Source organism: Stenotrophomonas sp. GQ19, from assembly GCF_059758695.1.
This window is the reverse complement of sequence record NZ_JCAXES010000004.1, coordinates 96319-118044: the sequence shown is the minus strand read 5'-3', so window position 1 is coordinate 118044 and position 21726 is coordinate 96319. Positions and strand designations below refer to the sequence as shown.

Annotated in this window: 19 protein-coding genes and 1 pseudogene; 10 read left to right on the top strand and 10 right to left on the bottom strand. The window is 66.6% G+C overall.

What is annotated here, in order from left to right:
* Positions 1–197: 197 nt before the first annotated feature.
* The 6 genes and pseudogenes from AC6CHL_RS09730 to AC6CHL_RS09705 form a co-directional block, all read right to left on the bottom strand.
* Positions 198–1043 (bottom strand): ABC transporter permease subunit, encoded by an 846-nt coding sequence (locus AC6CHL_RS09730; RefSeq protein ID WP_463600684.1) that lies wholly within the window; start codon positions 1041–1043, stop codon positions 198–200.
* Positions 1040–1951, bottom strand: coding sequence for an ABC transporter permease subunit (locus AC6CHL_RS09725; protein ID WP_038689321.1), 912 nt, complete (start codon positions 1949–1951; stop codon positions 1040–1042). The genes AC6CHL_RS09730 and AC6CHL_RS09725 overlap by 4 nt, the downstream gene beginning before the upstream one ends.
* Complete coding sequence (locus tag AC6CHL_RS09720) at positions 1948–3081, bottom strand: ABC transporter ATP-binding protein (protein WP_038689323.1); 1134 nt, start codon at positions 3079–3081, stop codon at positions 1948–1950. Before AC6CHL_RS09720 ends, AC6CHL_RS09725 begins: the two co-directional genes overlap by 4 nt.
* 183 nt (positions 3082–3264) lie before the next feature.
* Positions 3265–4371, bottom strand: coding sequence for a polyamine ABC transporter substrate-binding protein (locus tag AC6CHL_RS09715; RefSeq protein ID WP_498294252.1), 1107 nt, complete (start codon positions 4369–4371; stop codon positions 3265–3267).
* Positions 4372–4507: 136 nt separating this feature from the next.
* Entirely contained in the window at positions 4508–5941 is a 1434-nt protein-coding gene (locus tag AC6CHL_RS09710) for a glutamine synthetase family protein (RefSeq protein ID WP_038689327.1), read from the bottom strand.
* Positions 5938–6695: pseudogene (locus AC6CHL_RS09705) on the bottom strand (gamma-glutamyl-gamma-aminobutyrate hydrolase family protein). The gene AC6CHL_RS09710 and the pseudogene AC6CHL_RS09705 overlap by 4 nt, the downstream one beginning before the upstream one ends.
* A 182-nt stretch (positions 6696–6877) precedes the next feature.
* Here AC6CHL_RS09705 and AC6CHL_RS09700 point away from each other — a divergent pair.
* Both AC6CHL_RS09700 and AC6CHL_RS09695 read left to right on the top strand, forming a co-directional pair.
* Positions 6878–8173 carry an NAD(P)/FAD-dependent oxidoreductase gene (locus tag AC6CHL_RS09700; RefSeq protein WP_463600682.1) on the top strand — a complete coding sequence of 432 codons (1296 nt, stop codon included), beginning with the start codon at positions 6878–6880 and terminating at the stop codon, positions 8171–8173.
* A 193-nt stretch (positions 8174–8366) separates the two neighbouring features.
* The gene (locus tag AC6CHL_RS09695; protein WP_498294251.1) at positions 8367–9977 is read left to right on the top strand and encodes an MASE1 domain-containing protein; all 1611 of its coding nucleotides are present in this window, start codon (positions 8367–8369) and stop codon (positions 9975–9977) included.
* Positions 9978–10037: 60 nt separating this feature from the next.
* On the opposite strand, the gene AC6CHL_RS09690 is transcribed toward AC6CHL_RS09695, so the two are convergent.
* Positions 10038–10466 carry a hypothetical protein gene (locus tag AC6CHL_RS09690; protein ID WP_498294250.1) on the bottom strand — a complete coding sequence of 143 codons (429 nt, stop codon included), beginning with the start codon at positions 10464–10466 and terminating at the stop codon, positions 10038–10040.
* 556 nt (positions 10467–11022) lie between these two features.
* Complete coding sequence (locus AC6CHL_RS09685) at positions 11023–11469, bottom strand: hypothetical protein (RefSeq protein WP_498294249.1); 447 nt, start codon at positions 11467–11469, stop codon at positions 11023–11025.
* A gap of 340 nt (positions 11470–11809) precedes the next feature.
* Here AC6CHL_RS09685 and AC6CHL_RS09680 point away from each other — a divergent pair, with 340 nt between their 5' ends.
* Positions 11810–13150: a GGDEF domain-containing response regulator gene (locus AC6CHL_RS09680; protein WP_038689337.1), complete on the top strand. Its 1341-nt coding sequence runs from the start codon at positions 11810–11812 to the stop codon at positions 13148–13150.
* Positions 13151–13220: 70 nt separating this feature from the next.
* The gene (locus AC6CHL_RS09675; protein ID WP_038689338.1) at positions 13221–13682 is read left to right on the top strand and encodes a bacteriohemerythrin; all 462 of its coding nucleotides are present in this window, start codon (positions 13221–13223) and stop codon (positions 13680–13682) included.
* On the opposite strand, the gene AC6CHL_RS09670 is transcribed toward AC6CHL_RS09675, so the two are convergent.
* Positions 13663–14955 carry an MFS transporter gene (locus AC6CHL_RS09670; RefSeq protein ID WP_448133336.1) on the bottom strand — a complete coding sequence of 431 codons (1293 nt, stop codon included), beginning with the start codon at positions 14953–14955 and terminating at the stop codon, positions 13663–13665. The two genes, AC6CHL_RS09675 and AC6CHL_RS09670, sit on opposite strands and share 20 nt — an antisense overlap.
* Positions 14956–15061: 106 nt before the next feature.
* Positions 15062–16564, bottom strand: coding sequence for an aldehyde dehydrogenase (locus tag AC6CHL_RS09665; RefSeq protein ID WP_498294248.1), 1503 nt, complete (start codon positions 16562–16564; stop codon positions 15062–15064).
* Positions 16565–16674: 110 nt separating this feature from the next.
* Here AC6CHL_RS09665 and aptA point away from each other — a divergent pair, with 110 nt between their 5' ends.
* The 6 genes from aptA to AC6CHL_RS09635 all read left to right on the top strand — a co-directional run bounded on the left by aptA (position 16675) and on the right by AC6CHL_RS09635 (position 21722).
* Positions 16675–18027 (top strand): omega-aminotransferase AptA, encoded by a 1353-nt coding sequence (aptA, locus tag AC6CHL_RS09660; protein ID WP_498294247.1) that lies wholly within the window; start codon positions 16675–16677, stop codon positions 18025–18027.
* Between the two features lie 100 nt (positions 18028–18127).
* Positions 18128–19021, top strand: coding sequence for a plasmid replication/partition related protein (locus tag AC6CHL_RS09655; RefSeq protein ID WP_498294246.1), 894 nt, complete (start codon positions 18128–18130; stop codon positions 19019–19021).
* Positions 19022–19241: 220 nt separating this feature from the next.
* Entirely contained in the window at positions 19242–20534 is a 1293-nt protein-coding gene (locus AC6CHL_RS09650) for a DUF445 domain-containing protein (protein ID WP_038689349.1), read from the top strand.
* 97 nt (positions 20535–20631) lie between these two features.
* The gene (locus AC6CHL_RS09645) at positions 20632–21030 is read left to right on the top strand and encodes a DUF4124 domain-containing protein (protein ID WP_181406228.1); all 399 of its coding nucleotides are present in this window, start codon (positions 20632–20634) and stop codon (positions 21028–21030) included.
* A 56-nt stretch (positions 21031–21086) separates the two neighbouring features.
* Positions 21087–21377 carry a type II toxin-antitoxin system RelE/ParE family toxin gene (locus AC6CHL_RS09640; protein ID WP_128098155.1) on the top strand — a complete coding sequence of 97 codons (291 nt, stop codon included), beginning with the start codon at positions 21087–21089 and terminating at the stop codon, positions 21375–21377.
* Positions 21378–21416: 39 nt separating this feature from the next.
* Positions 21417–21722, top strand: a complete 306-nt coding sequence (locus AC6CHL_RS09635) for an addiction module antidote protein (protein ID WP_038689351.1) — start codon at positions 21417–21419, stop codon at positions 21720–21722.
* Positions 21723–21726 lie beyond the last annotated feature (4 nt).

Below are 21726 nucleotides of genomic sequence, written 5' to 3'. Positions count from 1 at the left end.
TCCAGGGGTGAAGGCGCATTGCTTGCGAGGCACTGCCTCGCATGCGACTGAACGCACAGCCGCCAGCGGCTGGGCCGGACCGCGGAGCGGGATTCACGGCGTGTCCCGCCAACCCACCCACGCCGACGCCACTCAGAACATGCAGCCCCGCTGTTGCTGTTGCTGTTGCCGTTGCTTCAACAAACAGCCGCGCCCCCTCACCCCTTATCCTGCAACGCCATCTGCATGTCGCGCTGGCGGCGCTTCTCGCCGCGGGCCGTCACGAACCACCCCACCACCGCCGCGACCGACACCGCCAGCACCATCAGCGTCGCCAGTGCATTGATCTCCGGCTTGATCCCCATCCGCACCGACGCGAACACCTTCATCGGCAGCGTCGTCGAACTCGGGCCCGCCACGAAACTCGCAATCACCACATCGTCCAGCGACAGCGTAAACGCCAACAACCAGCCCGCCACCAGCGCCGGGGCGATGATCGGCAGCGTGATCTGCAGAAACACCTTCAACCGCCCCGCCCCCAGATCCATCGCCGCTTCCTCCAGCGACCGGTCCAGCTCCTGCAGCCGCGAGGACACCACCACCGTCACGAACGACAGCGTAAACGTCACATGCGCAATCCAGATGCTCGTCACCCCGCGTGCCGGAAAGCCGGGAATACCGCCCATCGCTACCAGCAGCGTCATCAGCGAAAATCCCAGGATCACCTCCGGCATCACCAACGGCGCGGTGATCAGCGCACCGAACACCGTCTTGCCCGGGAACCGCTTGAAACGCGTCATCACCATCGCCGCCATCGTGCCCAGCACCGTCGACGCACAGGCCGTCCAGAACGCCACCTTCAGGCTGATCCACAGCGCATCCAGAATCTGCCGGTTGTTGAACAGCTCCCCATACCAGCGCGTGGAAAAGCCCGACCACACCGTGGCCAGCTTGGATTCGTTGAACGAATAGATCATCAGCAGCAGGATCGGCAGATACAGAAAGCCGAAGCCCAGCCCCAGCACCGACCAGCTCAGCCACCGGTTGCCGCGCACCATGCTCATGCCAGCTTCCCTTCCAGCTCACGCTGCTGGACCCGGTTGAACAGCAGGATCGGCACCAGCAGCAACAGCAGCATCACGATCGCCACCGCCGAGGCCGTCGGCCAGTCGCGGTTGTTGAAGAACTCGCCCCACAGCACCCGCCCGATCATCAGCGTGTCCGGACCGCCCAGCATCTCGGGAATCACGAATTCGCCCACCGCCGGAATCATCACCAGCATGCAGCCGGCGATGATGCCGGTGCGCGACAACGGCAAGGTGATCCGCAGGAACGCCTGCCACGGCTTGGCGCCCAGGTCGTAGGCCGCCTCCAGCAGACGGTTGTCCAGCTTGACCAGGTTCGCGTACAGCGGCAGCACCATGAACGGCAGGTAGCAGTACACGATGCCGATGTAAGCGGCGGTCGGCGTGTACAGGATCTGCAGCGGCGCATCGATCACGCCGAGCTTGAGCAGCAGCTGGTTGAGCAGCCCGTTGCGGTCCAGGATGCCGATCCACGCATACACCCGGATCAGGAACGAGGTCCACGACGGCAGCACCACCAGCATCATCGCCACGTTGCGCGCGGCCGGCGACATCCGCGAAATCACGTAGGCCATCGGGTAACCGATCAGCAGCGTGAACAGCGTGGCGATCACCGCGATCTTGATCGAACTCAGGTAGGCCAGCACGTACTGGCTGTCCTTCACCAGCGCCGCGTAGTTGCCCAGGTTGAGCTTCAGCGAGAACGCCCCGTCCACGTATTCCAGCAGCCAGGTGTACGGCGGCGAGCCCACCTGCGTACGCGCGAACGAGATCATCAGGATGATCACGAACGGCACCGCGAAGAACAGCAGCAGCCACAGGTAGGGCGCGGCGATTACACTGCCGCGGGTGCCGGGGAGCCAGCGCTTCCAGACGGCGGCGTTCATGCGGTGAGCACCACGCCGTCGTTGTCGCGCCAGCACACCCACACGCTGTCGCCCCAGGTCAGCCCGTCGCTGGCCCAGCGCTGCGAGTTGGCGAAGTTGGACAGCACCTTGGCCCCGCTGGGCAGGCGCACGTGGTACACCGAATGGCTGCCGAAGTAGGCGATCTCCTCGATCACCCCCTGCGCCTTGTTGGTGTCCCCGGCCGGCTCGTCCTTGCCGATCATCACCTTCTCCGGGCGCAGCGCGAACGCCACCGGCTGGCCTTCGTAGCCGGTGATGCCGTGGGCCACGTAGATCGGCGCGGGGAACAGCGGCGTGCGCACGGTAACGTACTCCGGCAGGTCCTCGTCGATGACCCCGTCGAACAGGTTCACCGAGCCGATGAACTCGGCCACGAAGCGGTTGGCTGGCTGCTCGTAGATTTCATCGGGCTTGCCCACCTGCTGGATCCAGCCGGCGTCCATCACCGCGATGCGGGTGGCCATGGTCATCGCCTCTTCCTGGTCGTGGGTGACCATCACGCAGGTCACGCCCGAGGTTTCGATGATGTTGACCAGCTCCAGCTGCATCTGCGAGCGCAGCTTCTTGTCCAGCGCGCCCATCGGCTCGTCCAGCAGCAGCAGCTTGGGCCCCTTGGCCAGCGACCGCGCCAGCGCCACGCGCTGCTGCTGGCCACCGGACAGCTGGTGCGGCTTGCGCTTGGCCAGCTTGCCCAGCTGCACCAGCTCCAGCATTTCGCCCACGCGGGTGCGGATCGCATCGCGGGCCAGGCCGTCCTGTTTCAGCCCGAAGGCGATGTTCTGTTCCACCGTCATGTGCGGGAACAGCGCGTAGGACTGGAACATCATGTTGATCGGCCGCTGGTACGGCGGCAGGTCGTTGATGCGCTGGCCATCCAGCTCGATGCTGCCCTTGGTGGGGGTTTCGAACCCGCCCAGGCAGCGCAGCAGCGTGGACTTGCCGCTGCCCGAACCGCCGAGCAGGGCGAAGATTTCGCCCTTGCGCACGTCCAGGCTCACATCGTCGAGCGCGACGAAGCCGTCGAATTCCTTGCGCAGCGCGCGGATGGACAGATAGCCCGGCTCGAGGACCGGCACGACCTCGCCTTCCGGCTTGGCATCAAATGGCATGGGGGGCGGCTCCAGGAGCGGCAGCGGACGGGGGGAGGATGGCATTTTACCGGTGGTGGCCGCGTCATGCTGTGCCCCGCCGGGGATCCGGACGTTCACGGCCCCGGCCGGGCCAGTGCCCTGCCCGTCCGGAAACGGCAACGCCGGCCCGGGGGCCGGCGTTGCAGGGGCACGCAGGTCCGCTCAGCGACCGGTCTTCACCTCGGTCCACAACCGGGTGTAGAGCTTGTCCACCTCCGGCGTGTTGATCGAGTAGGTGAACATCTTGGCGGCCACGTCGGCCGGCGGGTAGATGGTCGGGTCGGTGCGGATCGCCTCGTCCACCAGCGGGGTGGCCTTGGTCACCGGGTTGGCGTAGTGGATGAAGTTGGTGTTGGCCGCGGCCACCTTCGGTTCCAGCAGGTAGTTGATGAAGGCATAGGCGGCCTCCGGGTGCTTGGCATCCTTGGGAATGGCCAGCATGTCGAACCACTGCGGGGCGCCCTCGCGCGGGATCGAATAGGCCACGGTCACGCCGTTGGCCGCTTCGGCGGCGCGGTCGCGGGCCTGGATGATGTCACCCGACCAGCCCACCACCAGGCAGGTGCCGCCATTGGCCAGCGAGCCCACGTACTGCGAGGAGTGGAAGTTCTGCACGTAGGGGCGGATGCCCTTGAGCAGGTCGGCCGCCTTCTGCAGCGTGGCCGCGTCCTGGCTGTGCGGATCCTCGCCCAGGTAGTGCAGCGCGATCGGGATCATGTCCGACGGCGTGTCCAGGATGGTGATCCCGCAGTCCTTCATCTTGGCGATGTTTTCGGGCTTGAAGATCAGGTCCCAGCTGTTGGCGATGTCGGTGCTGCCACCGAAGCGCTGCTTGAGCAGCTCCACGTTGTAGCCGATGCCGGTGGTGCCGATCATGTACGGCACGCCGTACTCGTTGCCCGGGTCCTGCTGGGCGATGCGCTTCATCACGTCCGGGTCGAGGTTGGCCAGGTTCGGGATCTTGCTCTTGTCCAGCGGCAGGAACACGCCGGCCTTGATCTGGCGGCCGAAGAAGTTCAGCGTCGGCACCACCACGTCGTAGCCGCTGTTGCCGGCCAGCAGCTTGGTTTCCACCATCTCATCGCTGTCGAACACGTCGTAGGTCACCTTGGTGCCGGTGGCCTTTTCGAAGTTCGGGATGGTGTCTTCGGCGATGTAATCGCTGTAGTTGTAGACGTTCAGCACCTTGCTGTCGTCGTCGGACTTGCCGCCGCCACAGGCGCTGAGTACGGATACGGCAATGCCGAGGGTGAGGATTCGCAGCTTCATCGGACTCTCCACAGGTCAGGTGCGAGGTGGGGGAACCGGCCAGACCGGCACAACGGGTGCCAGCCTAACGGGCATGCCCACATTTTCCCAGCACATGGCCCTCACGGCCATGCCGGATCTGGCGACGCGGCGCCATTCAGACGTTGAGCAGCAGGAATTCACGCTCCCACGAGCTGATCACGCGGAAGAAGGTCTCGTATTCCTTGCGCTTGACCGACACATAGGCCCGGCAGAAGCGCTCGCCCAGCATCTCGCGCAGTTCCGGGCAGCCTTCCAGCCCGTCCAGGGCCTCGCCCAGCGAGCGCGGCAGGTCGTAGCCCAGTTCCTTGGCGCTGCCGCTGATCGGCGCGGTGGGGGAGCCCTGCTCGCGGATGCCGAGCAGGCCGGCGGCCAGGGTGGCGGCGATGGCCAGATAGGGGTTGGCATCCGAGCCGGCGAACCGGCTTTCCACCCGCATGTTCTCCGGCGTATCCAGCGGCACGCGCAGCCCGCAGGTGCGGTTGTCGAAGCCCCAGTGCACATTGCTCGGGGAGACCTCGCCGAACATCAGCCGGCGGTAGGAGTTCACGTTCGGCGCGAAGAACGCCATCGCCGCCGGCACGTACTTCTGCAGGCCGGCCAGGTAGTGCCCGAACAACGGGCTGAAATCCTCACCGCCGTGCTCGCCGGTGAACACGTTGCTGCCGTCGCTGATCCGCAGCAGGCTCTGGTGGATGTGCATCGCACTGCCCGGCTCGTTCTCCATCGGCTTGGCCAGGAAGGTGGCGTAGATGCCGTGGCGCATCGCCGACTCCCGCATGGTGCGCTTGAACAGGAACACCTGGTCGGCCAGATCCATCGCATTGGCGTGGGTGAAATTGACCTCCAGCTGTGCCGCGCCGGATTCGTGGATCAGCGTGTCCACGTCCAGCTTCATCGCATCGCAGTAGTCGTACATCAGATCGAGGATCGGATCGAACTCGTTGACTGCATCGATGGAGTAGGACTGCCGCGCGGTTTCAGGACGCCCGGAGCGGCCGGCCGGCGGCAGCAGCGGGAAGTCCGGGTCGGTGTTCTTCTGCACCAGGAAGAACTCCAGCTCCGGCGCCACCACCGGGCGCAGGCCGAGTTCGGCATAGGCATTGAGGACGCGCCGCAGCACATTGCGCGGCGCGAGTTCATGCGGCTCGCCGGTCTTGGTGAAACAGTCATGGATGACCTGGGCGGTCGGATCGGTGGCCCACGGCACCATGCGCACGGTGTCGGCATCCGGGCGCAGGATCATGTCCGAATCCGACGGTGAGGTCAGCTCGTAGTAGTCGTCCGGGAACTCGCCGGTAACCGTGGTGGCGAAGATTCCCTCCGGCAAGCGCGTGCCGTAATCGTGCGAGAACTTGTCGGCCGGAATGATCTTGCCGCGCGCGTTGCCGGTGATGTCCGGTACCAGGCACTCCACCTCGGTGATGCGCCGGTCCTTGAGCCAGCGCAGCAGCGTGCTTTCTTCGGGCACGGGCGGCGGTGCGGCCTTGCGCGAAGAAGAGGCCGCTTTGCGCGGGGCTGTGGCTTTACGCGAACGCGTTCGGGTGGTCATGACCGGTCTGCTTTGCAGGAGTAACGGCGACAAGCATCGCCGAAGGCTTGGAAAATGCGGTGATGGAAGGGATGCTCGGTAACACGCCATTCCGGGTGCCACTGTACCCCGAGCACGAAGGTGTGGGCGTCGCTGCGCGCGGCTTCCACCAGGCCATCGTCGGCGCGGGCCTCCACCCGCAGGCCGTTGGCGAGGCGATCAATGCCCTGCCCGTGCACCGAATTGACCTTCACACGGTCTGCGCCGGCCCATGCCGCCAGCCAGCCGCCGCCGGTCAACTGCACGGCGTGCGCCGGTGCGTACTGCTGCTCCACCGGCGCGGCCGGGTCCTCGCGGTGATCGGCCAGCCCGGGCACCGCGTGCACGCGCGCATGCAAGGTGCCGCCCAGCACCACGTTCACTTCCTGGAACCCCGGCAGATCGCCAGCACCGGCATGTCGCGCTCCAATGCAGCCTGCAGCAGCGACAGCGCATTGGCGTCGCGCGCCGGGTCGTGCCGGTTGCCCGGCCATGTGGGCGCACCGCCGTAGTGATGCGGCTCGATGTTGCTCACTGCGCCGGTCAGCAACAGACCGTCGAGCCGGTCCAGCCAGTGCGCGGCCGGCAACGGGGGCTGCAGGCTGGGCAGCAGCACCGGCGTGGCACCGGCCGCCACGGCCAGCGCATGCACGTACTTCTCACCGGCCACCGCGAAACGGTGGTGGCCCAGCGGCGTGCTGTCGGTGGGCAGGCCAACCCAAGGGGGCGCGACCATGCGGCATGCTCCGATGACCTGTTGCCACGGTAGCGCCGTGGCCGGGCGTGGCGCAACACGCCTTGCCGGGGGCATGCGCCCTCACATGCCGGCTGCGATGCCTGCGACAGACTGCGCGCTGTCACCGCGCATCGTTGCTGGCATGCTGTCACCATGATTGACGTCCCCACCGCCCCCTGCAGGTGCACGCCGTGAGCCGCGCTGGCCAGGACCATGTATCCAGCTGGTATGCCGACAGCCTGCCGGCGCAACCGCTGCGCCCGGCCCTGGCCGGCGACCACGCTACCGATGTGTGCGTATTGGGCGCGGGCTACACCGGCCTGTCAGCAGCGCTGTCGCTGGCCGAGCGCGGCTACCGGGTCAGCGTGCTGGAAGCGCACCGGGTGGGCTGGGGCGCTTCCGGGCGCAATGGCGGCCAGGCCATCGTCGGCTACGGGTGTGAAGTGGATACGCTGGAACAGCTGGTGGGCGCCGAAGACGCGCGGCTGCTGTTTGACTATTCGCGCGACGGCATGGCCTTGCTCCGCCACCGCCTGCAGCACTACCAGATCGACTGCGACTGGCACGATGGCCACGCCAGCGTGCCGATCACCGCCCGCCAGGAACGCGCACTGCGTGCCGGGCTGCTCGACCTCGCCGAGCGCTACGACTATCCGCTGCAGTGGTGGGACCGCACTCAACTGCAGGCGCAGCTGGACAGCCCACGCTACACCGGCGCCATGTTCGATGCGGCCAGCGGCCACCTGCAGCCGCTGGCCTATGCACAGGGCCTGGCACGCGCGGCAGAAGGCCTGGGCGTGGTCATCCACGAGCAATCGCCGGTCATCCAGTTGGTGCGGGGCCCGCGTCCGCAGCTGCGCACCGCTCACGGCAGCATCAGCGCCGACCACGTGGTGATCGCCGGCAACGCCTGGCTGCAGGGCATCGCCCCGGAGCTGGAAACGCGGATCATGCCGGTGGGCACCTATATCGGCGCCTCGCAGGTGCTGGGTGCCGAACGCGCCCGGTCGCTGATCCGCAACGGCATGGCCGTGGCCGATGTCAGCTGGGCGCTGGACTACTTCCGGCTCAGCGCCGATCACCGCCTCTTGTTCGGCGGGCGCGCCAGTTACTCCGCCCTGCCGCCACCCGGGCTGCGCGGGGTGATGACCCGGCGCATGCACCAGGTGTTCCCCCAGTTGGCCGACGTGGGCATGGAACAGGTCTGGGGCGGCTACGTCGACATCACCCGCAACCGCGCGCCGCATTGGGGCCGGCTGACCCCCAACGTGTACTTCGCACAGGGCTTCTCGGGCCATGGCGTGGCCGCGACCGGGCTCGCCGGCGCCGTGCTGGCCGAGGCCATCGCCGGGCAGAACGCGCGCCTGGATGTCTTCGAACGCATCCCCCACCGCCCCTTCCCCGGCGGCCGGCTGCTGCGCACGCCGCTGCTGGTGGCGGCGATGTCCTGGTACAAACTGCGGGATGCGCTGTGGTGAAGGCGACCGGAATTTGAGATGACCATCTCATTTGTAAATGCCATGTTGGTACGACCAACAACGCATCCGCACTTGATCCGATTCTGATAATTGCTGTCTGCAATTGCATAAACCGGTTTCTGCCGATACCGTCCTGTCTGAACGGAATAGTCCAGTGCATGGACGCTGGCTGGGCACGAACGGGAGGGAACGCGTGCGACTGGATTGGTGGAAAGACGGGCTTCAGGTGAACCTTCACATTCGTCCGGCTGGATTCGTGTTGGCTGCTGTGTACGCCATCGCCTGCTGGGCCGCGCGCCAACTGTCACTGGATCAGTTCTACCTGCCCGCTGGCGTTCGTGTAGCAGCGGTTCTGTTGTGCCCGCCGCGGTTGTGGCCCTATCTGTTGTTGGGCGAATACGCCTACTTCGCGCAGATGCGTTACCCGATGGTCGAAAAGTACGGGCTCACCTGGGTGATTCTGGCGTCGGCCAGTTTGATGCCGGCGGTGATGCTGCTGACCCGCCTTCATCAGAAGCTGGTGCACGCCACAACCAACATCTGGCTCATATCGCTGGCGGCATCAAGCGCGATTGTCGTCTCCCTAATCAACCGCAGTCTTTCCGAGCTGCTGTGGCCGATCCCCCCCGTAACGCCGTACTTCACCAGTGTGGCCCGCTACATGGTGGGCGACTTCATCGGCATTCTGACGATTGCCCCGCTTGTTCTGCTTTGGATGCGTCAAAGCAGCGACCGCGAGAACAAGCCTGGTTTCTCTACCGCGACGATAGCCGGCCTTGGTACGATGATCGCACTGGGACTTCTTGCGACACTTGTGCCAACGGAGTCGTCCGCCGCCAAGACCAGCCTGCAACTACTGATGGCGCTGCCCGCCATCGCGCTCACCTGTCTTCACGGCTGGCGCGGCGCCGCGATCAGCGTCCCGGCACTGAACCTCGTCCTCGGGCTGACGATGGCCAGCCCCTCGCCAACGTCATTCGACGCGGCAACATTCGCCACGCAGCAGATCATGGCGATCACCGGTGCCGCGCTGCTCGTGCTTGGCTCTCGGATCACGCACTACTACCACCAATACAGAATTCGCGACTTCGATGGAAAAAACGCCATCAAACTCGCGCGGACCTCGCATATCGCCAGTGAAATGGACCTGCGCGAGCGTGCGCTTCATCTGCGCAGACTCGGGGATGGCATCGACATGTCCCTCGGCGAGATTGTGAGCTGGTTGAAGCAACAGGGGCATCATACGATTGCGACCAGCCTGCTGCACACGTCGGCCGTGCATTCGCGCCAGTTCCGCGAGCAGACCAGCATGGTGTATCCCACGTCGCTGGAGCATCTGGGCCTATATGTCGCCCTACAGGCCGGCGGCGTGAGAGAGGCATGGGAGCTCACGGCACGGGTGCTTCGGCCACAGCTTGGCGGCGATCCCTGTCGATTGAGCGTTGAGCTGCAGTTGGCAACGTATCGAACACTGACCGAGGCCGTGTCGCTCCTGCTGAAGAGCGAATCCGGGCAGGTGCGTGTCCGCGCGCGTTGCGGACGCGTTGGACACCAGAGCGGAATCGTACTCACGGTGGGCCTGCTCGATTCCCGGCGCAGTCTGTCTGACGCGACAGTCGCGTTGGCGACAGAGCGCCTGGCAGGCCGAACCCTGGCCTACAGTGGTGTCGTTCAGTGCAGACGCAATCGAATCAGAATGGCGCTGTTTGAGACATCAACAAGTTCAAGTGCCGCGGCCATGCAGTCCAGCACGCTGGATCAAGCTGGTGTGGCAGGCTTGGGCAGTCAGCAAGCACTAACCTGAGCATCCGAAACGGGCCAGGACCTGCAGGTGGTCATTGCCACCTGCAGGCGGTTGCCTATGTCACTGGCCGGCTTCTACAGACCACACTGCATTGGCGCCACTTCCATACAGCACCAGGGAGAACTCAGCCCCCCTGTACACCAGCGAACGCGTGACGCCCGTAGGCAACTGAACGTGCTGCGTGGGCAACGATACCTTCGCCGTGCTCTCGCCAGCCGGGAGCACCCAGAACACATCATCTGCGCTACCGATGATCACCTGCACCCTACCCGCCAGATCATTGATCTGATAGTAGGAAATTCCGTCCCGCTGGAATCCGTACAGACGCCAGTTCGGATCAAGGCTCAGGTCCAGAGCCATCGGCTGGGACTGGCCGAGACCGCGCTTGGCCAGTTGTACCCCGTGATCGTCGGACTGGGCCGATGCGATCATGGGAATAGCCGCCAGGATCAGAATACCTGCTGCGTTGCGAAGAGTGGAAAGCCGCACATTAACCTCCGAGTCGTTTCTGGTTTAGGGATGTCCGGCGATGGTACTGCCAAGCCACCGACCGGTTGAACAGCATTCGGCGTTGAAGCCCGTGGGCTGCGGGCGCCCTCGTCGCAAACTCCCGATGGGCCAGCCCACGTTGGCGGACAACGCATTACAGCATCAGCGAGAAAGACGCATTCTGGCCTCCAGAATCCCGTCAATGCGCCAGCGATACTATCTCCAGTCCTGGGAACATTTGCCCATTCCGTTTGACCTCTCGCTGCTCAAGAACGTGCACTTTCCGAAGCGACAGAAGCACGTACCACGGGGGCGACTGGCGGAGCGGATACTCGCCTATGGCGGCGGTGCCACCAGAATCGATTCCGGACGGTTCTGATGGCAGACCCGGCAAGAGCCGCGTCTGAAATCCCGGGACACCGTGGGTTCGCGCCTGTCGGCGCCTCTGGCAGTGGCAGACATGAGGCGCTGACCAGATCGCCATGGGTCGTAGATATCTGCGGTGGTCTGGACCAGATTCAGCCGTTTCCGGCTCACGGCTGGACCAAAGGGACCCTCAACCGCCGCTTGCGGGAACCTCGACGGACCAGATGGCGTCATTGCCCTCGCCGTACACCACCAGCGCAAACTCGGCACGGCTGTACACCTCGCGGCGCACGGCGTTGCCCGGCACGACCAGACGCTGGGACGGCAACGACGTCCGTGCGGGGCTCTTCCCGGCCGGCAAGGTGAAGAATTGATCGTCGATCTTGCCCACGATCACGCGCACCTGGCCTGCAAGATCATTTACCTGGTAATACGAGATTCCATCGCGCTCGAAACCGTACACGAGCCAGTTGGGATCCTGGCTCAGGTTGACCACCAATGGAAGCGATTCACCCATACCGCTTTTGGCCAACGCAATGCCGTTGCCATCGCTCGGACAGCAGGCGGCTGCCGCGACAAACGGCATCGAGAGCAGGCTAACGACCAGAACCACATCACGAACGCGGTAAATTCGCACAAGCACCTCCATAGGATAAGAAATGGAAACGGCCAGACGATTCTATCGTTGCCGCGGGTACATATTCCTTGACAATATTCCTAAAGAGTAATGACCCCGGTTGTTTCTCCGCGCCAGAGTGGGCATCAGTCCCGTACAGTGCCGTCAGGTCCATGCAGCGCGCGGCAGAGGGTTTCAGAGGCACTGCCTGGCGCCAAGGGTCCCACCGGCGCAACAGCATGGGCCCTCCAGCATCGCCCGTCCCGACCGGCACCGCGGCACGGCCAGCCAATCCACCCTAAAGTTGCATGTGAAATCGCCGCTATATCTGCCGACCCACTCGAAATCGAGCGTACGCCACATGCCGGCTCTGTTGCAGGGCGCTTTCGACAGCGACCCCGGTGATGCCTTACCCCAGCGGATCCTGCTGGTGGAAAACTCGCGCACCTTCACCAGCATGCTGCGCGAGGCGATCGAGCAGCGGCTGGAGCTGCCGGTGTTCGTGGCCACCAGCCTGGCCGAGGCCGGGCGGCTGCTCGACGAGGAACAGGGCTGGTTCCTGGTCCTGACCGGGCTGGTGCTGGCCGATGGTGACCGCGACAACGTGGTGGAGTTCTTTCTGTCGCGCGGGCTGCCCACGGTGGTGGTCAGCGGCGTCTACGACGAAGACCTGCGCAAGCGCGTGCTGCAGCAGCAGATCATCGATTACGTCCTGAAGAACACCCCCGGCAGCATCGATTACCTGGTGTGGCTGGTGCAGCGGCTGGAGCGCAACCGGCGCATCGCGGCCCTGGTGGTGGATGATTCGATGTCGGCGCGGATGTACGCCGCCTCGCTGCTGCGCATGTACGGCCACACCGTGTACGAGGCGGCCGACGGCGCCGAGGGCTTGAAGGCGATCGAGGCGCACCCGGCGATCCGGCTGGCCGTGGTCGACCAGGAGATGCCCGGCATGGAGGGGGTGGAGTTCACCCGCCGGCTGCGCACCCTGCGCTCGCGCGACAAGGTGGCGGTGATCGGCATTTCCGGCAACACCGACCCCTCGCTGATCCCGCGCTTCCTCAAGAACGGGGCCAACGACTTCCTGCGCAAGCCATTCTCACGCGAAGAGTTCTTCTGTCGCGTGTCGCAGAACGTGGACCAGCTGGAGCTGATCGGCACCCTGCAGGACCTGGCCACGCGCGACTTCCTGACCGGGCTGCCGAACCGGCGCAGCTTCCTGGAACAGAGCCAGCGCCAGCTGCCGCAGCTGCACCACAACGATGATCTGGTGGCGGTGGCAATGATCGACATCGACCACTTCAAGCACATCAACGACACCCACGGCCATGAGGCCGGCGACGATGCGCTGCGCGCCGTGGCCGCTGCGGTGGCGGGCCACGCCCGCGACCAGGACCTGATCGCCCGCTTCGGCGGTGAGGAATTCTGCCTGCTGGTGCCGGGGCTGGAGGAAGACGAGGCGCGTGGCTACTTCGAAATGCTGCGCGAGCGCATTGCCGCGCTGGAGGTGAAGCTGGGCGACACCACCCTGCGCATGACCGTCAGCATCGGGCTGTGCTGCCTGCGCCCGCAGCGCGATTCCCTGCACCGTCTGATCTCCGAGGCCGACCGCCAGCTGTACCTGGCCAAAGCTGGCGGGCGCAACCGGGTGAGCTGTACCAGCGTGGCCAGTGCCGCCCGGGAAACCGCCCTGGCGCCTTGATCGAGATCAACGCGAGCGTGTCGCGATCGACCTAGAGTCGTTCCCAGTTGAACACCACAGGGAACGCACCATGGCACTTCTGGTCTGGCAGGACGACCTGAACATCGGCATCGACGTCATCGACCACCAGCACATGCGGATCGTGGAGATGCTCAACCACCTGCACGTGGCGCAGACCAGCCTGCAGCGGCTGGCGGTGGCCGAGGTGATCGACGAACTGGTGGACTACACCATGTCGCACTTCGCCTTCGAGGAAGAGCTGATGGAGGAAGCCGGCTACCCGTTCTGTGCGGCGCACAAGCGCGTGCATGAGATTTTCATCAAGCGCGTGGCCGAGTACCGCCTGCGCTTCCAGGCCGGCGAAGACATCAGCGACGAACTGCGCACCATGCTGTCGCGCTGGCTGTTCAACCACATCCGTGGCGACGACAAGGCCTATGCGCCGCAGGTCAAGCTGCACCTGAACCAGTTCGCCCGCGAGCACCAACAGGGTGGCTGGCTGGGGCGCACGCTCAAGCGCTTCTTCCGCTGACGGCCGCGCGCCGGCCCATGGCCAGCAGCGCCAGGATGGTCACCAGCGCGGTGCCGCACAGGTAGAAGCCCACCGCCAGCAGGCCGAAGCGCTCGGCCAGCCAGGTGGCCACATAGGGCGCCGGGGCCGCGCCCAGGATGCCGGCAAGGTTGAATGACAGCGACGCCCCGGTGTAGCGCACCTGCACCGGGTAGATTTCGGCCAGGAAGGTGCCGCACGGGCCGTAGGTGAGGCCCATCAGGAACAGCCCCAGCGACAGGAAGCCCAGCACCAGCCAGGGACTGCCGGCCTGGAACAACGGGGCGAACACGATGCCGAACGCGAGGATCAGGCCGCTGGCCACGATCATGGTGCGGCGCGTGCCCCAACGGTCGCCGTACAGTGCCGACAACGGAATGCCGGCCGCGAAGAACAGGATGCCCACCATCTGCAGCAGCAGGAACTGCTCGCGGCTGTACTGCAGCACGGTGGTGCCGTAGCCCAGGGTAAATACCGTCATCAGGTAGAACAGCACGAACGTGGCGAATGCGCCCAGCGTGCCCAGCACCAGGGTCAGGCCGTGTTCGCGCATGACCGTCCACATGGGCAGCTTGACCCGCTCGTTGCGGTCCAGCGCGGCCTGGAACTGCGGGGTCTCATGGATGTTCAGGCGGACCCACAGGCCCACCGCCACCAGCAGCGAGCTGGCCAGGAACGGAACGCGCCAGCCCCACTGCAGGAAGTCGGCATCGCTCATCGCCCGCCCCAGCAGCAGGAAGATGCCGGCCGACAGCAGGAAGCCCAGCGGCGCACCCAGCTGCGGGAACATGCCGTACCAGGCGCGCTTGCCCGGCGGCGCGTTCTCGGTGGCCAGCAGCACCGCCCCGCCCCACTCACCGCCCAGCCCAAGGCCCTGGCCGAACCGGCACAGCGCCAGCAGGGCCGGGGCGAGGATGCCGATGCTGGCGTGCGTCGGCAGCAGGCCGATCGCCACGGTGGACACGCCCATGGTCAACAGGGCGGCCACCAGCGTGGCCTTGCGTCCGATCCGGTCGCCGTAGTGCCCAAACACCGCCGAGCCCACCGGCCGCGCGATGAAGGCCACCGCGAAGGTGGCCAACGACTGCAGCAGGGCCGCGCCGTCGCTGCTGTCGGGGAAGAACAGGTGCGGGAACACCAGCACCGCCGCCGTGGCGTAGATGTAGAAATCGAAGAACTCGATGGTGGTGCCGATCAGGCTGGCCAGCAGGATCCGGCGCGGGGAGTTGGCAGCAGGTGCAGCGGGAGTCGACATCGGGCACACGCAAAAGGGCAGCTGCCCGATTCTGCCATGGCCGCACGACGCTGCGGCCGATGGTTGCAGACGTGACCGTCGCCGCCGGCACGCCGGCCCGGCGCGGTCACTCGCCCAGGTGGATCCAGGTGGCTTTGAGCTCGGTGTACTTGTCGAAGGCGTGCAGCGATTTGTCGCGGCCGATGCCGGACTGCTTGTAGCCGCCGAACGGGGCGGTCATGTCGCCGCCATCCCACTGGTTCACCCACACGCTGCCCGCGCGCAGCTGGCGCGCCACCCGATGCGCGCGGCCCAGGTCGCGGGTCCACAGACCGGCGGCCAGGCCGTAGCGCGAATCGTTGGCCAGCCGCACCGCATCGGCCTCGTGGTCGAAGCCCAGCACCGACAGCACCGGCCCGAAGATTTCCTCGCGCGCGATGCTGTGGCCGGCGTCCACCTCGTCGAACACGGTGGGCTGCACGTAGCTGCCACCGGCCACTACCTCCACCCGCTTGCCGCCCAGCAGCAGCCGCGCGCCTTCTGCCTGGCCGCGGTTGATGTGCTCAAGCACGTGGCCGGCATGGGCGTTGTCGACCAGCGCTCCCATCGGCGCGTCCGGATCGAACGGGTGGCCAGGCTGCATGCGCCGTGCATGGGCCAGCACGCGGGTCACGAATTCGTCCTGGATGGAGCGCTGCACCAGCAGCCGCGACGCCGCGGTGCAGACCTCGCCCTGGTTGTAGAAGATGCCGGTGGCCGCTGCTTCGGCCGCCTTGTCCAGATCGGGCGCATCGGCGAACACCAGGTTCGGGCTCTTGCCGCCGCACTCCAGCCAGGTGCGCTTGAGGTTGGACAACCCGGCGCACTGCAGCAGGCGCCGGCCCACCGCAGTGGAGCCGGTAAAGGCCAGCGCGTCCACGTCCATGTGCAGCGCCAGCGGCTCGCCGGCGCGCTTTCCATCGCCGGGCAGCACGTTGAATACGCCTTCGGGGATACCGGCCTCGGCGACCAGTGCCGCCAGCCGGATCGCACTCAGCGGCGACCGCTCGGACGGCTTGAGCACCAGCGAATTGCCGGCCGCCAGCGCCGGGGCGATCTTCCAGCAGGCCATCAGCAGCGGGAAGTTCCACGGCACGATGGCCGCCACCACGCCCACCGGCTCGCGGCTGACCAGGCCCAGCGTGTCCGGTGCGGTCGGGGCGATCTCGCCGTACACCTTGTCGATGGCCTCGGCGGTCCAGCGCAGGCAGCGCACCGCACCCGGCAGGTCGCCCCGGCGCGCGTCACGCACCGGCTTGCCCATGTCCAGGCTTTCCAGCAGCGCCAGCTCATCGGCGTGCTGTTCAACCAGATCGGCCAGACGCAGCATGAGCGCCTTGCGGTGGACCGGCGCAGCGCGCGACCAGTGCCCGGCATCGAAGGCGCGGCGTGCGGCGGCCACCGCATGCTCCACGTCGGCGCTGCCGCAGTCGGCCACCTGGGCCAGTACGCGGCCGTCGATCGGGCTGATGCAGGCAAAGCGCGCGCCATCGGCGGCGTCCACGTAACGGCCATCGATGAAGGCCTGGCCATTCACCACCAGCGCATCGGCCTGGCGTTGCCATTCCTCGCGGGTACGGGCAGCGGTCATCGGGGTCTCCAGCAGTGGCTATCGGCCCCCTTTATACCCACCGTCCTCACCCCGCGCCGTGATGCATCTGCGATAGAGTCGTGACCATCCGGTTCCCTGCGGAGTTGCCGATGCGCCGTGCCGAACACCCGTTGTCGTCCCTGTCCCAGCAGCGCCCCGACACGATGGACGCGTTCTGGATGCCGTTCAGCGCCAACCGCCAGTTCAAGGCGTCACCGCGCCTGCTGGTGCGGGCCGAAGGCATGTATTACCACGATGTCGACGACCGCCCGGTGCTGGATGCCGCGGCCGGGTTGTGGTGCTGTAACGCCGGCCATGCGCGACCGCGCATCGTGCAGGCGATCCAGCAGCAAGCCGCCACGTTGGACTTCGCCCCGCCCTTCCAGATGGGCACGCCGTTGCCGTTCGTGCTGGCCCAGCGCCTGGCCGCGCTGGCACCGGCACCGCTGAACCACGTGTTCTTCAGCAACTCCGGTTCCGAAGCGGTGGATACCGCGATGAAGATCGTGCTGGGCTACCACCGCCTGCGCGGTGAGGGGCAGCGCACCCGCTTCATCGGCCGTGAAAAGGCCTACCACGGGGTCGGGTTCGGTGGCATGTCCATTGGCGGGCTGCCCAACAACCGCAAGCAGTTCGGGCCACTGCTGGCCGGCAGCGATTTCCTGCGCCACACCCTGGACCTGCAGCGCAATGCGTTCAGCCCCGGCCTGCCACGGCATGGCGCCGAGCTGGCCGAGGACCTGGAGCGACTGATCGCGCTGCACGATGCCTCCACCATCGCCGCGGTGTTCGTCGAACCGGTCGCCGGCTCGGCCGGGGTGATCCTGCCGGCGCCGGGCTACCTGCAGCGGCTGCGCGAGATCTGCGACCAGCACGGCATCCTGCTGGTATTCGACGAGGTGATCACCGGCTTCGGCCGCGTAGGCAACGCATTCGCCGCGCAGCGCTTCGGGGTGACCCCGGACCTGATGACACTGGCCAAGGGGCTCACCAACGGCGCGGTGCCGATGGGTGCCACGCTGGTGTCCGATGCGGTGCATGCGGCCTTCATGCAGGGCCCGCCGGCGGCCATCGAGCTGTTCCACGGCTATACCTATTCGGCCCACCCGCTGGCCTGCGCGGCCGCGCTGGCCACGCTGGACACCTATGCCGAGGAGCACCTGTTCGAGCGTGCCATCGAGCTGGGCGAGTACTGGCAATCGGCGCTGCACAGCCTGCGCGGCCTGCCGCACGTGGTGGACATCCGCAATTTCGGGCTGATCGGCGCGGTGGAGCTGATGCCGCGCAAGGATGCGCCCGGCGCGCGTGGCTATGAGGTGTTCGAGCGCTGCTTCCGCGAGGGCAGCCTGCTGGTGCGCTGCACCGGTGACGTGATCGCGCTGTCGCCGCCGTTGATCATCGACAAGGCGCAGATCGACCGCATCGTGGAGATCCTGGGCGACATGATCAACGCCACCGCCTGAGGCCATGCCTGCCGGCCGCCCTGTCTGAACCCGGCGACCGGGACGCGACTACCCCGCCCCATTACAATGGTCGGTCACGTTGGCTCGCGTACCGGATTGCATGGACATTGTCGTCAAAGAAGAACTCAAGGCCTACATCGATCCCCTGACCACCGACGAGCACGACGCGCTGGAGCGCAGCATCCTGGCCGAAGGCTGCCGCGATGCGCTGGTGCTGTGGGGCGATGTGCTGGTGGACGGGCATAACCGTTTCGGCATCTGCCAGAAGCACGACTTGCCGTTCCAGACCGTGCAGAACACCCGTTTCCAGTCGATGGACGACGTGCACCTGTGGATGATCGAGCAGCACCTGGGGCGGCGCAGCGTCTCCGACTTCCAGCGCGGCGTGCTGGCCCTGCGCAAGCGCGACATCCTGGCCGAGCGCCATCGTGCCGAGCAGGCCCAGCTGCAGAAGGAAAGCGACGGCGAGATCGCCGATGCCAGCCCGGAGGGCGATGAGGACAGCCCGCCGTGGGCACCGGCGCCGAAGGTCAGCCGCGCCGACATGGCCCGCGAAGCGCGCCTGAGCAGCAGCCAGGTGACGATGATCGAGCGCATCCACAAGCAGGCCGCGCCGGAGCTGGTGGAGGCGGTGAAGACCGGGGTGATCTCGATCAGCGCCGCCGCGGCGGTGGCCGACCTGCCCGAGGATGAGCAGCGCGCTGCGGCCGTGGGCGGCAAGGACGAACTGAAGCAGGCCGCCAAACGCGTGCGCGAGGCCAAGCGCAAGCCGCGCAAGCCGGTGCAGGAGGTGCTGCACAGCGCCGACGGTGACACCGAGGTGGACCCCAGCCGCGAAGCCGAGATTGCCGACGCGCTCAACGCATTGGGCGAAGGCCCCGCCGAACTGCGCCAGCGGGTGATTGCGCTGACGCTGGAAAACGACGCCCTGCGCCAGCAGCTGGCGGCACTGCGCAAGCAGCTGGCGGCACTGCGCAAGCAGCTGGCCGAGTAACGCCGGGCCCTGCCCGGCTGCCCTTCGTGCGGGCAACGCCGTGGCCTTTCGGACGGGGTGCGGGGTTGCCGGCCAGCGGCCGGCACTACCGGTTGGCTTCGGTACGGGGTGCGGGGTTGCCGGGCAGAGCCCGGCACTACCGTTCTGTCGGGGTTCGCCTGGTTGCCGGCCAGCGGCCGGCACTACCGGGTGCTCATACGGGGGTGGGTAGACTGTAGGGATGACGCCTATTTCTCCGCCCGATCCCCGCCGCGCGCAGCTGCGCCGTCTTAAACTTATCGCGCTGGCGATGCTGCTGGCCATGCTGGCCGGCTTCGTCATCAGCCATCTGCAGGGCGAGCGGGGCATCTGGGCGTGGGTGTCGGCGTTCTGCGAGGCCGCCGCCGTGGGTGCGCTGGCCGACTGGTTCGCCGTGGTGGCGCTGTTCCGGCGGCCGCTGGGCCTGCCCATTCCGCACACCGCGATCATTCCGCACAGCAAGGACCGCATCGCCGACAGCCTGGCGGTGTTCGTGCGCGACCAGTTCCTGGAGCCGCAGGCGCTGCTGGCGCGGTTGCAGGTGTTCGATCCGGCCAGCCGGCTGGGCAGCTGGCTGGCCGACCCGGCACGGTCGCGGCTGTTGGCCGACATGGCCCGCGGCTGGGCACTGCAGGCGCTGGACTTCCTGGACGAGGCGGCGGTACGGCGCAGCATCCAGGGCTTTGTGATCCAGCAGCTGCGCCAGTGGAACGCCGCGGCCACCGCCGGCGAGCTGCTGGGCCTGCTCACCGCCGACAACCGGCACCAGCGCGTGCTCGACGAGGGCCTGACCCGGGTCAGCGAGTGGCTGGACAACGAATCGGTGAAGCAGCGCGCGTCCGAGCTGATCGTGCGCTACATCCAGCGCGAGTGGCCCAAGCTGGCCAGCACCGTGAACTGGGTCAAGCCGATCGACGAGATCGGCGACAGCCTGGCCGAGCGCATGGCGCACGCGGTGCTGGCCGAGCTGCAGCAGATTCTGGCCCAGCCCGAGCACCCGCTGCGGCGGGATTACGAAACCTGGCTGGCCGACTATATCCAGCGCCTGCGCACCGACCCGGCGCTGGCCGGGAAAATCGACCAGATCAAGCAGCAGATCATCGACCATCCGGCCGTGCAGGACTATGTGCAGGGCCTGTGGGAGCGCATCCACGCCAGCCTGCGCGCGGACCTGTCCAGTGAGGACTCGGCGCTGGCCGGCCACCTGCGCCGCAGCCTGGCCTCGGTCGGGCAGGCGCTGCAGGACGATCCGTCGCTGCGCGATGCGCTCAACCAGCACCTGATGGACGGCGCCGAACGGCTGACCAGCCGCCTGCGCGAAGGTGTCACCCAGCACATCGCGCAGACCGTCAAGGGCTGGGACGAGCGCCACCTGGTCGAACAGCTGGAACTGAGCGTCGGCCGCGACCTGCAGTTCATCCGCTTCAACGGCACCCTGGTGGGCGGCCTGATCGGCCTGCTGCTGCACGCCCTGACGGTGTGGATGCACTGGTAGGCACCCCGCCCGGTTGACGGATTGACCGGGTGTTTTTGTGAATTGGTTCGCGTATTCTGCCGCGCATTCCGGGCTGGTGTGGCCCACAGGGGGAATGATGCAACGGACCATCCTTGCGCTGGCGCTGTGCGCGCTGGCCAGCAGCGCCCATGCCGGGCGCGTGTACAAATGCGCCGCCGGCGGGCAGACCATCTACCAGACCGTGCCCTGCCCGCCCGAGCAGGACACCGGCGTGACCCGGCCGATCACCCGCGACCCCAAACTCAGCTGGGAAGAACGCACCCGCGCCCAGCGCGAGCTGTACGACGCCCGCCGGCGCATGCAGGCCGATGCCGGCCGCGGTCAGCCGGCGGTGCGCGGTACGGTCATCGACGGCTCGGTGGACCCGGAAAAGTGCGACGACCTGCGCGTGCGCCGCGACATCAGCGAAGCCTTCGGGCGCACCGCGCCGCCGCGCATCGAAGACGAGATCAAGAAGGCCTGCGCGAAGCGGTGAGTGCAGCGGGCATCTGCCCGCTTGCAACCAGTATCCAATCAGATACACTCATCGTCATGACGTCGGTGCGGGCAACCGAGGACTTCGACAGGTGGCTGCGCCGGTTGCGCGACACGCGAGCGCGCGCGTTCATCGCAGAACGCATCCAGCGCCTGGCCCATGGGCTCGAAGGTGACGTCAAGCCGGTCGGCGGCCGTGTCAGCGAGCTTCGCATCCATCATGGCCCGGGGTACCGCGTGTACTTCACGCGGCGTGGCAGGCAATTGATCATCCTGCTCTGTGCGGGCAGCAAGGACAGCCAGGCATCGGACATCAAGAAGGCGCAACGGATCGCCGACCAGCTCTAGCGCGCACTGCCACGCGGCTCTCTCTCCAGGAATCTCTCCATGCGCAAGCCTCACCTTCTCGCCTTCGACCCTGCCGACCACCTGGTCGACGACGCCGCCATTGCGGTGTACCTCACCGAGGCGCTGGCCGCCGACGACGCGGTGCATTTCCAGGATGCACTGCAGGCCGTGGCGCGCGCACGCGGAATGGCCCACATCGCCGAGTCGACCGGCCTCGGCCGCGAGAGCCTGTACAAAGCCCTCAAACCCGGCGCGCATCCCCGTTTTGACACGGTGCAGCGCGTGCTTGGCGCACTCGGCGTGCGGCTGACGGTGACACCGCTGGATCACTCCGGGCAGGCCTGAGCGT